We start from the raw sequence: 13344 nt of genomic DNA, 5'->3' as shown, positions 1-13344 counted from the left end.
TACAGCGCCGCTCTCGACTGTGGCGCCGTTCCCGTGGGAGCGGGCAAGCCCGCGAAGAGGCCGGCACAGGTTTCTTGTACTAGAAAGGAGTCCCCGGTGGACGAATACCAGCAAACCATCCGTGCCCTGTCCGACCGCATCGTCGCGGCGCAGACCCCGATCCGGGTCCTGGACGCGGTGAAGTGGGACGACAACATTCGCCAGGGCTTCCTCAAGGCCAAGGGCAAGGAGCCGCCGGCGGTCGACCATGCCTACTACCAGTCGCGCCCGCTGTCGTTCGATTCCAGTGCGGTCAAGGCCGAGTTCCAGGGCATCGAGCGCGACATCATCCGCCAGCTTGGCCAGTTCAACCCGGTCGGGCAGATCATGAAGCGCATGTGCCGTGAATACCGCATGGTGATCCGCATGCTCGAGGCGCGCGGCACCGAGGACTTCGGCCTGATTTCCCAGGAGCTGTACGGCGCGGCCTCGGATGCCTTCCACGCCGGTGATCCGACCCTGGCCGACCTGGGCCTGATGCTGTCGGACTACCTGAACAACATCGATGGCCGTGGCGACCTCAAGGACGAACCGAAGAACCTCACTGCCAAGGAGGCCGTGGCCATTCTCCAGCGCCGGCTGAACACAGTGTTCGGCGAAGCGGAGGAAACCATCCGCGTGTTCGAGTCCGACGGTATCGTCGCGGACGCCGCGGCCGGGGCGGACTACATCAAGGTGCGCGCCGACGCCATGTTCAACGCCCGTGACGTACGCGCCCTGGAGGTGCACGAAGGGCTGGTGCACGTGGGCACCACGCTCAATGGCCTGAACCAGCCGATCTGCACCTTCCTGGCCAAGGGCCCACCCTCGTCGACGGTGACCCAGGAAGGCCTGGCCATCCTCATGGAAGTGATCGCCTTCGCTTCGTACCCCAGCCGCCTGCGCAAGCTCACCAACCGCACCCGCGCCATCCACATGGTCGAGGAGGGCGCCGATTTCATGCAGGTGTACGGCTTCTTCCGCGAGCAGGGCTTCGAAATGGCGCAAAGCTACAGCAACGCCAGCCGGGTATTCCGTGGCTCGGTGCCCAACGGCCTGCCATTCACCAAGGACTTGTCCTACCTCAAGGGCTTCATCATGGTTTACAACTACATTCAGTTGGCCGTGAAGAAGGGCAAGCTCGAACAGATCCCGCTGTTGTTCTGCGGCAAGACCACCCTGGAAGACATGCGCACCCTGCGCCAACTGGTCGAGGAGGGCCTGGTCGAGCCGCCCAAGTACCTGCCTGAACAGTTCCGTGACCTCAACGCGCTGTCAGCCTGGATGTGTTTCTCCAACTTCCTCAACCACCTGAGCCTGGACCGTATTGAAGCCGACTACGCGAACATTCTCTGAGCGCTGCCGCCTGCTGGCCCTGGGCTTGGCCGCACTGGCCGTGGCCGGGTGCAGCAGCTTGCTGTTCTATCCCGAGCCTGGCCAGCCGTTCACGCCGGAGCGGGCCAGGCTCGAGTACCGCGATGTCACCCTGACCACGGCCGACGGTATCCGCTTGCACGGTTGGTGGTTGCCGGCCAAGGCCGGGGTCGCGGTCAAGGGCACGGTGCTGCACCTGCATGGCAACGGTGGCAACCTGCCGGGGCACCTGGGCGGCAGCTACTGGCTGCCGGAGCAGGGCTACCAGGTGCTGATGATCGACTATCGCGGCTATGGCCTGTCCCAGGGCGAGCCGAGCCTGCCTGAGGTGTACCAGGACATTGCGGCGGCCATGGCCTGGCTGGACCAGGCGCCTGAGGCCAAGGGCAAGCCGCTGGTGCTGCTGGGGCAGAGCCTTGGCGGGGCGATGGCCATCCACTACCTGGCGGCGCACCCCGAGCAGCGTCAGCGCTTCAGCGCCCTGGTGTTCGACGGGGTGCCGGCCAGCTATCGCGCGGTGGGGCGCTTTGCCCTTGGCACTTCCTGGATGACCTGGCCGTTGCAGGTGCCGCTGTCGTGGCTGGTGCCGGATGGCGACAGCGCGATCCACTCGATCGAGCAGCTGAGCAGCCCGCCCAAGCTGTTCTTCCACAGTATCGACGACACCCTGGTGCCGCTGGACAACGGCATTCGCCTGTACCAGCACGCGCCACCGCCACGGGTGCTGCAGCTGACCCGCGGCGGCCACGTGCAGACCTTCGCCGACCCGACTTGGCGCCAGGTGATGCTGCGTTTCCTCGACGACCCTGCCCATTTCAACGGCCTGCGGCGGCTGGCCGAAGTGCCCAACTACCCTGACGAGAAAAACAAGCAATGAGTGAAGAACGCAACGCCATCCCGCTGATCCTGACCGGCATCGGCAGCATCATCGTGACGGTGGGGGCCTTGTGGTATTACGGTTACCTGCATTTCGCCAAGCCCGAAGATGCCCTGTTGCTGCAGGACTTCACCATGCTCAAGACCGTCCCCGGCGAGGACTACAAGGTTTCGCTGGACCCGGCAGCGCAGGTGGCGCAGTGCGTGGACGGGGTGCTGGTGCTGTTTGACACCCAGCAGAAGGGCCTGACCGGCGTGCTGGTCGACAACCGCAAGCGCGCGGTGCGTTGCATGGGCGAAGAAACCCCGCAGCAGGTGCAGTGATCCTCGATCTTCATTGCCTGTGCTGGCCTCTTCGCGGGCACGCCCGCTCCCACAGGGATCGCGCAAAGCTCGGAACTGGCGCCGTACCTGTGGGAGCGGGCGTGCCCGCGAACAGGCCAGTTCAGGCAAAAGAAAGCCCCGCTTCGATCGCGGGGCTTGTCAGTCCAGCTAGCCAGCCTTACTGCTGTACCTGGCTCACCGAACGCGGGGCCACCGGCTGGTTGTCGTTGGAGATGGTCACCTCCACCCGACGGTTCTGCGCACGCCCCGAGTTGCTCGAGTTGTCCGCTACCGGGTACTCCTTGCCATAACCCTGGGAAACGATGCGTGCCGGGTCGACGCCGGCACGCACCAGCGCCATGCGCACGCTGTTGGCGCGGCGTTCGGACAGGCTCTGGTTATAGCTGGCCGAGCCAACGCTGTCGGTGTACCCCTCGACAATCACCTTGCGCTCCGGGTTTTCCTGGAGGAACTGCGCCAGCTTGGTGATGTTCGGGTAGGCATTGCTCTTGAGTTCGGCCTTGTTGAAGTCGAACAGCACGTCGCCGAAGGTGACCAGGGTGCCGCGATCGGTCTGCTTGGCGTTGAGGCTTTCCTGCAGCTTGGCGATCTGCGCATCGCGGGCATCCAGCTTGGCCTGGGCACGCTGCGCCGAGGCGTTCTTCAGCTCACCTTCGGCAGTACGCAGGGCGATGGTCTGCTTGGCCACTTCGACGCGCTGGTTGGTCAGGTAGGCCAGCTGGTCGACCTTCTGCTCGTCTTCACGCTCCATGTAGGCCTTGTCGGCCTTGTTCAGCCAATCCTGGGCGTCCTTGGTTTCCAGCGCCGCGACCTTGCTCGACTGTGGGTCGCTCTGCAGCGCGGAGAAGTTGCTGCGGGCCGCTTCCAGGTTGGCATTCGGGTCGTGCGAGCAGGCAGCGAGGCCGACGCTCAGGGCCAGCAGGGCGGGAATCATGACGTGGTTGCGCATAGTGTTCATCCTTTGATCGTGTGCGAAGGCAGAGGTTGGCGGGGCAGGGCTCACTGAGCGCTGCGCAGGCCTTCCTCACGTACGTCCTGAACGCCCTGGCGGGCATCCTGCACGGCCTTCTGGGCCTTGGCCGCCTGTGCCTTGCGTTCGGCGAGGCGGGCGTCCCACTCGGCCTGCTCGGCCAGGCGCTTGGCTTCGTCGTACTTCTTGTCGTGCATGGCGATTTCGGCCTGCTTGAACTTGTCCTGGGCCGCCTTCATTTCCACGGCGGCGAACTCGGTGCCGCCAGCGCTGACGGCAGCGTTCACGGCAGACTGGGTCACCGCATACTGCTCGGTCGGCGGGTTGCCTGCACAGCCGGCCAGGACCAGGCTACTGCCCAGGGCCAGCGCGGCCAGCCTGAACCCGCGCACCTGCGTGGATGACGGTTTGCTAATGCGGGATTTGTTGATGGTCAGTTCCATTGGATCACTCCTGTTTACGACGTTGTCCGTAGCAGTCCATCGCTATTCCCTGACCTCCGCGCGCTTCAGCTCAACGGTGCACAACGCCGGTGTGCAGGGTTTTAGCGTGATGGCTATTGGCTGTGACTGAGTCGTTTTTCGGATAGTTCAGAAAAAAGTGCCGTTTCAGGCAACTATTTCTGACTGATCGGTCAGCGCGGGTGTGACCGGAACTTTCTGTTGCGGCCGCAGTATCCCGGGCCTGAGCAGGCCCGGAACAGGCTGCAGGGGTTATTTTTCACTGTCGTCCGCAGGGTTGCTCAGGATGTGCAGATGCTGCCGTGACAGCGAAAGGAAACGCGGGGTAGGGCCGATGTCTTCGGAAAGCGGGACTACAAAGGAAAATTTTTGCGGTCGATGTAAGCCAGCAAAGACCAGCTTAGACCAAGTCTGTGGAGGGCAGTGGTCTCATCAGGGTGACAAGCTCAGCACCGTTTCGTGGTGTGCCTGAGCGTTCGATGTTAAAACGCCTGTATAGGATTCCCCCTGAATGATGGCGAGCTACGAGCGATGGCACCAAGGAAGAGCAAGGCGGTTGAGGTCGTGGGAGAAGGGCCGAGCGTTGGCACCCGTGATGACTTTTCCGAAACCACCAAAATCGAGCTACTGGTAAGAGCTGCAAACCTGTGTTCGCGTTGCCGTGTCTTCACGGTCGGCTCAACTCATGCTGGTGACAGGAAAAACAGCATTGGAGTCGCTGCACATATTTGTGCCGCTGCTTCTGGACCGGGGGCTAAACGGTTTGACCCAAACCAAACCAAAGCCGAAAGAAAACACTTCGATAACGGCATCTGGATGTGTTATTCGTGCTCCAAGCTGATCGATAACGAAGAAACCTTCCATACGGCTGATCGTTTAAGAGAAATGAAGGCTGCTCATCAAGCCTACGTTTCGTCTTTGGTTGGCGTAATTCCGATGGCACCGTTTGAGGCTGAAAACAAAATTCGTGCGGGGATTCTTGAAACAACCATCTCCCTGATTACTAAGGCAGGTAGTCCGGCAAATTTCGATGTCTCGGCGGTCGTTGATGGCTATGAGCAATCAATAAATAGTATCGATCCAAACTTTAAGGTTGTAGTCACTGCTACAAGCGGTTCTGTCGTTCATGAGCTGATACCGATCACTGATCCTGCACCAGAAATCCAGCTAGTTTTTAACGATGATGAGGCCAATGCTTCTGCTGATCGAGCATGGAAAAATATGACTGAGGTGGGTGAGCCTATTCACATACCTACGAAGGATTTCAAATTCGTAGGATCTAAACTATTTGAACACCTAAATGAAAGGATTGCCGGGGGGACGCTGACGCTCATCCCCAGTAAACGCCGACTTGATACATGTATCTATTTTGTCAGTGATGAAGCGGAATTTGAGCTTGCTAGTACTGACTCATTCATGGGGAAAGGGTCAAAAAAATTCGATATTGAGGGTTCTGCATTAGACGGTTTTTTTACCTATCGTTACTTGATTCATAATCGCTACAAGGTAAACGCAACCTATACATTCGATGTGGCTGGTTGGCTGGGGCAGCCAATCAACAATCTCAGACATTATCATAGGATTAAAAAAGCTTATGATTTCGTTATGAGGTATCCGAGTTCTAAAGTCTCTATTGAGATAGTGCTGAATGGAAATCCTATGCGTCTATGGGATGGGGTGTATAGTGATTTTACTGAATTGTTCGCTCGACTGAAAAAAATTGTAGAGGTTGCTGAGTGCTCCAAAGCTATTGCTTCGAAAATTTCAAGTCAGCTCAGATTGAAGACCTTAGATTTAACATTGCAGGATGAGCGATACATTGAGCTATATGCACAGCTTTTCAAAGGTGATGTTATTCGAAAGCTTGATTATGGCGAAAATATATTTACTGCTCGTGTTGATGCTAGAGAAAGTAAGGGTATCAGAACGTTTTGCTCCGAAGACGAGCCTGAAGTTATCATAGCCAAATCACCAACAATAGATTTCTTTGGTAATACTATTAGATTGCCTAAAATGTCGAAAAAAGTATCATGTTTTGATTTGGTTTTCTTCTCAAGCATTAAAGAGGATGACTTTCAATCTCTGTGGTGTATTGGTAGAGCGAATCATTCCAGTGAATCGGTCATTTCAGTTGCTGCCGATGAGAATCCGCTGCTTTGCGATGATGGGTTAGTATTTGATGAATAAGGTCAAGGAGTGATTTAATGTCGGTTAAAAAGGTCAAAACAGCCCTTGTAGATTTTGTTAAAGGCGAAAAGGATAGGGCAATTGTTCTGAAAGGGGATTGGGGAACGGGTAAGACCCACCTTTGGAAACAAGTCGTGCTTGAAAGCCGGGATTCGTTCCGTAAACGTAATTATTCTTATGTTTCTCTCTTTGGGCTGAACAGCCTGAAAGACTTGAAAAGGTCGATCTACGAGAACAAGGTTTATCGGGAACGTGCCCATATCGCTTCTGATGAAAGCTCATTTGAAGAGAATCTTAAAGACATTTCAGGTCGATTTGCGGGGTGGATGCGTAAAGGTTCATCGCTGTTCAATGATGCATCAGCGATGGGCGTTAAAGGAATTGGCCCAATCGTTGAGAGTCTTCAGTTCCTCCGCGTTACTGATACGCTGGTCTGTCTTGATGATTTCGAGCGGAAAGGTTCTGGGCTACACGATAGAGAAGTACTAGGTCTAATCTCCCTGTTGACAGAAAGCAAAAACTGCCGCGTTGTGATGCTGCTAAACGATGGAACGCTAAAATCTGGCGATGATTTTTTCTCATATCATGAGAAAGTCTTTGACTATGAAGTGACATTCAATCCAAGTGTTGACGAAGCGGTTGATTTGGTTTTCGATTTTGATGATGAATTGCATGAGGTGATTGCCAAGAATTCTGCGAAGCTAAAAATCAATAATATTAGGTTGCTCAAGAAGATTGATTACTTTGTTGGGCTGCTCAAGCCAACCTTGAAAGGTGTTAATGCTCAAGTTGTTGAGCAGGCTCTACATGTTTTGCCGCTGGCTATTTTGGCAAAATACGGTGGTGGCTCTACTAAGGTTGATATTGATTTTATATTGGCTTATGAGGGTGGTTATGTTGGTGCTTCTCTGCCCGGAGACGAGGTGGATGAAAGTGAGGTGGAGAAGCGGAAGTCTATTGAGGAGAAAAACAAGTATCTCGAAGAGTATGGGTTTACTCGGTGTGATGAATTTGATGTTGCTGTGATTGACTTGGTGGCAAAAGGTTACGTTGATGAAGAATCTTTACGTAGCGTTATCTCGGCTTTGGAAGCTAAAATAAAGCACGATTTAGAAATTTCTTTGTTGAAGAAAGCTTGGGATGTTTTCCATTCTTCATTTTTTGATAATGAAGGTGAAGTTTTTGCTGCTTTTGAATCGGCGATTGATAAGGCTCTTTTAAAGTTCTCAATCAACGATTTGGATTCGGTTGCGTCAGTGTATTTTGATGTAGGGCGGCATGATAGGCTTAAGGAAATAGTTGACAAATACTTTGAGGGTGTCGCGTTCTCTGATGATGTTCGTGAGAAGAGCGATATTTTCCGCTGGCCTGAGAATGTCTACATTCAGAAAAAACTGGATGAATATTTTGATGGTCTGGTTGTGGAACGCAGTTTGGCAGATTTGATTGAGCACGCTTATAGCGTCACTAGCTTCAACAGTACCGATGTTAGAAATAGCGTTGCCAAAAAAACTGAAGCCGAATTCTATGATTACTTTAGTAATCTTGACGACTATAATTTGACTAATTACGTAAGGATGTGTCTCAAATGTGGTCAGGTAAGCTCACCTGATGATGTTATTCAAGACTCATTTAATGAGATTTTTGTGAAGACCTATCGTTGTTTAATTAAGTTGTCGGAATTGTCTCTGTTGAATAAAGCAAGGATGAGTAAATTCAAAGGATACGAAAAGCTGTATTCTCAAATCGAGGCGGAAATGAGTTCTCGAAACGCTGATGATTGATATTTAGTGGTTAGGGTTGTTCTCGAAGTTTTTTTGAGAGGCTTTGTTCAGCTTCCACGAATGCAGGTGTCTTGCCAGCATCTGCATAAACCTCTTCACCTTCCTCGATTCTGATGACTTGAGAGCCTTTCTCGTAGGGAATAGCTTGCTCTGCTTCCTGTATAGCAGATTGCAAAAGGCTTTCTGTGATGGTGGCCTCATCGAGTCCATACGCCTGAGCGAAAGCCTTGATTTTGACAAGGTCGTGCTTTCTGAGGGTCAGGGTGTATTCCACCCGATCAGCAGCCTCCTGAGATTTGCTTTCCCACCGTTCGAGCATCTTTTTGAAGGTGTCCATGGCTTACCTCTCTATATATGCAGTGATTCCAAAGTCAGATCGACAGAGCGGCTTACGGTTCGGGCCGGCCCCCAGCAAACCCAAGGGGTACGTGGCCTAAGCCGGTTTTCGTATTTTTCCTATTGTGTGCTCGCTTTCCTCGTACAACGGGTCGCCTTCTTCGTCGGTGGCGATGACCTGGCGGCCTTGCACGTAGGGGAAGCTGGCTTCCAGCTCTTCGAGGGCGGCAGCGACCAGTTCACCGAGCAGTTCCTCTGCGGTGCGCTTGGGGTACATGTCGATCAGCGCGGCCAGGCGCGCTTCGGATTCCAGGTCCAGGTGCAGGACATGGCCGGTGCGGCTGAGGGGGCCGGCGGCATTCTGTTCCCAGTGCTGGGCAAGTTCACGGATTTTCATGATGGCCTCTGTTTACGCCTGCTGGTGTGCATGGCATGGGAGTGCTGTGCTTTCACTTTAGTTTGCTTTGCCCGACCACGGCTTGCCATTGCCGCCCGGCTGTGGGCACTCTTCGGCAGAGGTGCCCACAGCTGCGGCGGAGAAAGGCCAATGACCGATATCGATGTGCGTTTGCGAGAAGATGTCCATATGCTGGGTGAGCTGCTTGGCGAAACCATTCGCCAGCAGCATGGCGAGGCGTTCCTGCAGAAGATCGAGGACATCCGCCACAGTGCCAAGGCTGACCGCCGCGGTGCTGCCGAACAACTGAGTTCGACCCTGGCCGACCTGGCCGAAGAAGACCTGTTGCCGGTGGCCAGGGCCTTCAACCAGTTTCTCAACCTGGCCAACATGGCCGAGCAGTACCAGCTGATCCGCCGCCGTGATACCGATCAACCCGAGCCGTTCGAAGCCCGGGTGCTGCCGGAGTTGCTGGCGCGCCTGAAACAGGCGGGCCACAGTGACGATGCCCTGGCCCGGCAGTTGGCCAAGCTTGATATTCAGCTGGTGCTCACCGCGCACCCCACCGAAGTGGCGCGCCGCACCCTGATCCAGAAGTACGACGCCATTGCCGGCCAATTGGCCGCCCAAGACCACCGCGACCTGACCGCAGGCGAACGCCAGCAGGTGCGCGAGCGCCTGCGCCGGCTGATCGCCGAAGCCTGGCACACCGAGGAAATCCGCCGCACCCGGCCGACACCGGTGGACGAGGCCAAGTGGGGCTTCGCGGTGATCGAGCACTCGCTGTGGCACGCCATCCCCAGCCACTTGCGCAAGGTCGACAAGGCCCTGCTGGAGGCCACCGGCCTGCGCCTGCCGCTGGAAGCCGCGCCGATCCGCTTCGCCTCGTGGATGGGCGGCGACCGCGATGGCAACCCCAACGTGACCGCAGCGGTCACCCGCGAAGTGCTGTTGCTGGCGCGCTGGATGGCTGCCGACCTGTTCCTGCGCGACATCGATGCACTGGCCTCGGAGTTGTCCATGCAGCAGGCCAATGCGGCGCTGCGCGAGCGGGTCGGCGACAGCGCCGAACCCTACCGGGCCGTGCTCAAGCAACTGCGCGAGCGCCTGCGGGCAACCCGGGCCTGGGCGCATGCGGCATTGGCCGGCAGCCAGCCGGCCGGTGCCGACGTGCTGGTGGACAACCGCGAGCTGATCGCACCGCTGGAGCTGTGCTACCAGTCCCTGCACGAATGCGGCATGGGCGTGATTGCCGAAGGCCCGCTGCTCGACTGCCTGCGCCGCGCGGTTACCTTCGGCCTGTTCCTCGGCCGCCTGGACGTGCGCCAGGACGCCGCCCGCCACCGTGATGCGCTGAGCGAAATAACCGACTACCTGGGCCTGGGCCGCTATGCCGACTGGGATGAAGAGCAGCGCATCGGGTTTCTCCAGGCCGAGCTGAACAACCGCCGGCCACTGCTGCCGGCACATTTCCGGCCCCAGGCGGATACCGCCGAGGTGTTGGCCACCTGCCGGGAAATCGCCGCTGCGCCGGCGGCCTCGCTGGGCTCCTACGTCATCTCGATGGCGGGTGCCGCCTCGGATGTGCTGGCAGTACAACTGCTGCTCAAGGAGGCCGGCCTCACCCGGCCCATGCGCGTGGTGCCGTTGTTCGAGACCCTGGCCGACCTCGACAACGCCGGCCCGGTGATGCAGCGCCTGCTTGGCCTGCCGGGCTATCGCGCCGGGTTGCGCGGGCCGCAGGAAGTGATGATCGGCTATTCCGACTCGGCCAAGGACGCCGGTACCACCGCCGCGGCCTGGGCGCAGTACCGGGCCCAGGAAGAGCTGGTGCGCATCTGTACCGAGCACCAGGTCGAGCTGTTGCTGTTCCATGGCCGCGGCGGCACGGTTGGCCGCGGCGGTGGCCCGGCCCATGCGGCCATCCTGTCGCAGCCACCGGGGTCGGTGGCGGGGCGTTTCCGCACCACCGAGCAGGGCGAGATGATCCGCTTCAAGTTCGGTTTGCCGGGCATCGCCGAGCAGAACCTCAACCTGTACCTGGCCGCCGTGCTCGAAGCCACCTTGTTGCCACCACCGCCGCCGCAGCCGGCCTGGCGCGAGGTGATGGACCAGCTGGCCGCCGATGGCGTCAAGGCCTATCGCAGCGTGGTGCGTGACAACCCCGACTTCGTCGAATACTTCCGTCAGGCGACGCCGGAGCAGGAACTCGGGCGCCTGCCGCTGGGTAGCCGCCCGGCCAAGCGTCGCGCTGGTGGCATCGAAAGCCTGCGGGCGATCCCGTGGATCTTCGGCTGGACCCAGACCCGCCTGATGCTGCCGGCCTGGCTGGGCTGGGAAACGGCGCTGAGCAACGCCCTGGCCCGCGGGCAGGGCGAACTGCTGGCGCAGATGCGCGAGCAATGGCCGTTCTTCCGCACCCGCATCGACATGCTCGAGATGGTCCTGGCCAAGGCCGATGCGCAGATCGCCGAAGCCTACGACGAACGTCTAGTGCAACCGCACTTGCTGCCGTTGGGCGCGCACCTGCGCGACCTATTGTCGCAGTCGTGCCAGGTGGTGCTCGGCCTGACGGGGCAGCCGGTGCTACTGGCGCACAGCCCCGAGACGCTGGAATTCATCCGCCTGCGCAACACCTACCTGGACCCGCTGCACCGCCTGCAGGCCGAGTTGCTGGCCCGCTCGCGCAGCCGCGAAGCCGCTCTGGACAGCCCGTTGGAGCAGGCCTTGCTGGTCACGGTGGCGGGCATCGCGGCGGGCCTGCGCAATACCGGCTGAGGGCCGGCGCAGGGTATCCCGGGGGCATGCCAGGCATGCCATGCAGCTGCACGAGGAGGGCGGTTGCGCCGGGCGCAACCGCCAGCCAGGCAAGCCGTAGGTGGCGCATTCCTGCAACTTTGGGACGCTTGTCTGGCTGCCGGGCGCTGTGTATCTTGAGCAGCCTTCTGACCGATTTATGGTCATACCCGATTTTCCGGACTTGGCCCTGGTCGCCGAATCCATTGAATTTCATAAAAAAATTTGAGGAGCACGAGATGCGCGTAATTCTGCTGGGAGCTCCCGGGGCCGGTAAAGGTACTCAGGCAAAGTTCATCACCGAAAAGTTCGGTATCCCCCAGATTTCCACCGGTGACATGCTGCGTGCCGCCGTCAAGGCCGGTACCCCGCTGGGCCTGGAACTGAAGAAAGTCATGGATGCCGGTCAGCTGGTCTCCGACGAGTTGATCATCAGCCTGGTCAAGGAGCGCATCGCCCAGCCTGATTGCGCCAAGGGCTGCCTGTTCGACGGCTTCCCACGTACCATCCCGCAGGCCGAAGCCATGGTCGCTGCCGGTGTCGACATCGACGCCGTGGTCGAAATCGCCGTGGACGACGAGGAAATCGTCGGCCGCATGGCTGGCCGTCGCGTGCACCTGGCCTCGGGCCGCACCTACCACATCCAGTACAACCCGCCGAAGGTGGAAGGCAAGGACGACGAGACTGGCGAAGAGCTGATCCAGCGCGACGACGACAAGGAAGAAACCGTTCGCCATCGCCTGTCGGTCTACCACAGCCAGACCAAGCCGCTGGTGGACTTCTACCAGAAGCTGTCGGCTGCCAATGGCGGCAAGCCGAAGTACAGCCACATCGAAGGCGTCGGTTCGGTCGAAGCCATCACCGCCAAGGTCCTGGCAGCCCTGAGCTGATCAGCGCCTGACGCACCCGACCACGGCCCGCTTGCGGGCCGTGGTCGTTTTCGGCTGAGGCCGCACGGCGGCCCTTTAGGGACACGACGCCGCCACTGTTCTATACTGCCGCTCTTTTTTCTTCGCACCTGGATACCTGTTCGATGACCACCCTGCTGGCCCTGGATACCGCCACCGAAGCCTGTTCCGTCGCGCTGCTGCATGACGGCAAGGTAACCAGCCATTACGAGGTGATCCCGCGCATGCATGCGCAGAAGCTGCTGCCGATGATCAAGCAGTTGCTGGCTGACGCTGGCGTGGCCCTGAATGCGCTGGATGCCATCGCCTTTGGCCGCGGCCCGGGTGCGTTCACCGGTGTGCGTATTGCCATTGGCGTGGTCCAGGGCCTGGCCTTCGCCCTGCAGCGCCCGGTGTTGCCGGTATCCAACCTGGCCGCCCTGGCCCAGGGCGCCTTGCGTGAGCAAGGCGTGCAGCAGGTGGCTGCCGCCATCGATGCGCGCATGGACGAGGTGTACTGGGGGTGCTACCAGGCCACGGCGGGCGAAATGCGCCTGGTCGGCCACGAAGCGGTGTTGCCACCCGGACAGGTGGCGCTGCCGGCGGGCAGCACTGGCGAGTGGTTCGGTGCCGGTACCGGCTGGGGCTATGCCGAGCGCCTGGCAGTGCAAGTGGCGGCGAGCAATGCCGGTGCCTTGCCCAATGCCGTGGATATCCTCAGCCTGGCCAGCTTCGCCTGGGCGCGCGGGGAGGCGATCGCCGCCGACCAGGCGCAACCGGTGTACCTGCGCGACAACGTGGCGACGCCAAAAAAATTCTGAGTGCTGTTCGTCGGTTAGCGCCGACAGCCGAAAACCTTTTGCGCGATCTGTGGTCCAGTTATCACTCGAGCATTAGCGATGGATTCCTGATG

General features: G+C 58.6%; 12 protein-coding genes and 1 pseudogene. 8 read left to right on the top strand and 5 right to left on the bottom strand.

The genetic code is table 11. The annotated features are described in order from the left end of the window. Positions 1-96: 96 nt before the first annotated feature. From JKP78_RS10110 to JKP78_RS10100, 3 genes are read left to right on the top strand one after another with little or no spacing between them, the layout of a single operon-like run. Positions 97-1374 carry a flavohemoglobin expression-modulating QEGLA motif protein gene (locus JKP78_RS10110; protein WP_170028565.1) on the top strand — a complete coding sequence of 426 codons (1278 nt, stop codon included), beginning with the start codon at positions 97-99 and terminating at the stop codon, positions 1372-1374. Continuing rightward, positions 1346-2269 (top strand): alpha/beta hydrolase, encoded by a 924-nt coding sequence (locus tag JKP78_RS10105; RefSeq protein WP_186687190.1) that lies wholly within the window; start codon positions 1346-1348, stop codon positions 2267-2269. The genes JKP78_RS10110 and JKP78_RS10105 overlap by 29 nt, the downstream gene beginning before the upstream one ends. Then, positions 2266-2592: a hypothetical protein gene (locus JKP78_RS10100; protein ID WP_170028569.1), complete on the top strand. Its 327-nt coding sequence runs from the start codon at positions 2266-2268 to the stop codon at positions 2590-2592. The genes JKP78_RS10105 and JKP78_RS10100 overlap by 4 nt, the downstream gene beginning before the upstream one ends. A 178-nt stretch (positions 2593-2770) precedes the next feature. Here the strand turns inward: JKP78_RS10100 and JKP78_RS10095 are convergent, their stop codons facing one another. The 3 genes and pseudogenes from JKP78_RS10095 to JKP78_RS25070 all read right to left on the bottom strand — a co-directional run. Then, positions 2771-3562 carry an OmpA family protein gene (locus tag JKP78_RS10095; RefSeq protein ID WP_170028571.1) on the bottom strand — a complete coding sequence of 264 codons (792 nt, stop codon included), beginning with the start codon at positions 3560-3562 and terminating at the stop codon, positions 2771-2773. Positions 3563-3612: 50 nt separating this feature from the next. Next, complete coding sequence (locus JKP78_RS10090) at positions 3613-4026, bottom strand: DUF4398 domain-containing protein (RefSeq protein ID WP_170028573.1); 414 nt, start codon at positions 4024-4026, stop codon at positions 3613-3615. Between the two features lie 270 nt (positions 4027-4296). Then, positions 4297-4395 (bottom strand): annotated as a pseudogene (locus JKP78_RS25070) (pilin assembly protein); the annotation flags it as partial. 180 nt (positions 4396-4575) lie between these two features. On the opposite strand from JKP78_RS25070, the gene JKP78_RS10085 reads away from it, so the two are divergent. Both JKP78_RS10085 and JKP78_RS10080 read left to right on the top strand, forming a co-directional pair. Next, positions 4576-6231, top strand: coding sequence for a hypothetical protein (locus JKP78_RS10085; protein WP_234454590.1), 1656 nt, complete (start codon positions 4576-4578; stop codon positions 6229-6231). A gap of 17 nt (positions 6232-6248) precedes the next feature. Continuing rightward, positions 6249-8015, top strand: coding sequence for a hypothetical protein (locus tag JKP78_RS10080; protein ID WP_200626624.1), 1767 nt, complete (start codon positions 6249-6251; stop codon positions 8013-8015). A gap of 10 nt (positions 8016-8025) precedes the next feature. Here the strand turns inward: JKP78_RS10080 and JKP78_RS10075 are convergent, their stop codons facing one another. Together JKP78_RS10075 and JKP78_RS10070 are read right to left on the bottom strand one after the other, a co-directional pair. Continuing rightward, positions 8026-8352: a hypothetical protein gene (locus tag JKP78_RS10075; RefSeq protein WP_200626623.1), complete on the bottom strand. Its 327-nt coding sequence runs from the start codon at positions 8350-8352 to the stop codon at positions 8026-8028. A gap of 96 nt (positions 8353-8448) precedes the next feature. Then, complete coding sequence (locus JKP78_RS10070) at positions 8449-8748, bottom strand: hypothetical protein (protein WP_200626622.1); 300 nt, start codon at positions 8746-8748, stop codon at positions 8449-8451. Between the two features lie 150 nt (positions 8749-8898). Here JKP78_RS10070 and ppc point away from each other — a divergent pair, with 150 nt between their 5' ends. From ppc to tsaB, 3 genes are all read left to right on the top strand, one after another. Continuing rightward, positions 8899-11526, top strand: coding sequence for a phosphoenolpyruvate carboxylase (ppc, locus tag JKP78_RS10065; protein ID WP_200626621.1), 2628 nt, complete (start codon positions 8899-8901; stop codon positions 11524-11526). A 257-nt stretch (positions 11527-11783) separates the two neighbouring features. Further along, positions 11784-12434 carry an adenylate kinase gene (gene adk, locus JKP78_RS10060; protein ID WP_170028579.1) on the top strand — a complete coding sequence of 217 codons (651 nt, stop codon included), beginning with the start codon at positions 11784-11786 and terminating at the stop codon, positions 12432-12434. Positions 12435-12577: 143 nt separating this feature from the next. After that, complete coding sequence (tsaB, locus tag JKP78_RS10055; RefSeq protein WP_186687186.1) at positions 12578-13252, top strand: tRNA (adenosine(37)-N6)-threonylcarbamoyltransferase complex dimerization subunit type 1 TsaB; 675 nt, start codon at positions 12578-12580, stop codon at positions 13250-13252. Positions 13253-13344: the final 92 nt, after the last annotated feature.

This window comes from Pseudomonas sp. LAM2023 (assembly GCF_016620375.1).
In the GTDB taxonomy this organism is placed as follows: Bacteria; Pseudomonadota; Gammaproteobacteria; order Pseudomonadales; family Pseudomonadaceae; genus Aquipseudomonas; species Aquipseudomonas anuradhapurensis.
This window is presented reverse-complemented; position numbering and strand designations above follow the sequence as displayed.

Bases quoted from the DNA above. Each gene is read 5' to 3' on its own strand.
- JKP78_RS10075 (WP_200626623.1), bottom strand. From the start codon at position 8,352: ATGGACACCTTCAAAAAGATGCTCGAACGGTGGGAAAGCAAATCTCAG.
- ppc (WP_200626621.1), top strand. From the start codon at position 8,899: ATGACCGATATCGATGTGCGTTTGCGAGAAGATGTCCATATGCTGGGT.
- adk (WP_170028579.1), top strand. From the start codon at position 11,784: ATGCGCGTAATTCTGCTGGGAGCTCCCGGGGCCGGTAAAGGTACTCAG.
- JKP78_RS10100 (WP_170028569.1), top strand. From the start codon at position 2,266: ATGAGTGAAGAACGCAACGCCATCCCGCTGATCCTGACCGGCATCGGC.
- JKP78_RS10070 (WP_200626622.1), bottom strand. From the start codon at position 8,748: ATGAAAATCCGTGAACTTGCCCAGCACTGGGAACAGAATGCCGCCGGC.
- JKP78_RS10090 (WP_170028573.1), bottom strand. From the start codon at position 4,026: ATGGAACTGACCATCAACAAATCCCGCATTAGCAAACCGTCATCCACG.
- JKP78_RS10080 (WP_200626624.1), top strand. From the start codon at position 6,249: ATGTCGGTTAAAAAGGTCAAAACAGCCCTTGTAGATTTTGTTAAAGGC.
- JKP78_RS10085 (WP_234454590.1), top strand. From the start codon at position 4,576: ATGGCACCAAGGAAGAGCAAGGCGGTTGAGGTCGTGGGAGAAGGGCCG.
- tsaB (WP_186687186.1), top strand. From the start codon at position 12,578: ATGACCACCCTGCTGGCCCTGGATACCGCCACCGAAGCCTGTTCCGTC.
- JKP78_RS10095 (WP_170028571.1), bottom strand. From the start codon at position 3,562: ATGCGCAACCACGTCATGATTCCCGCCCTGCTGGCCCTGAGCGTCGGC.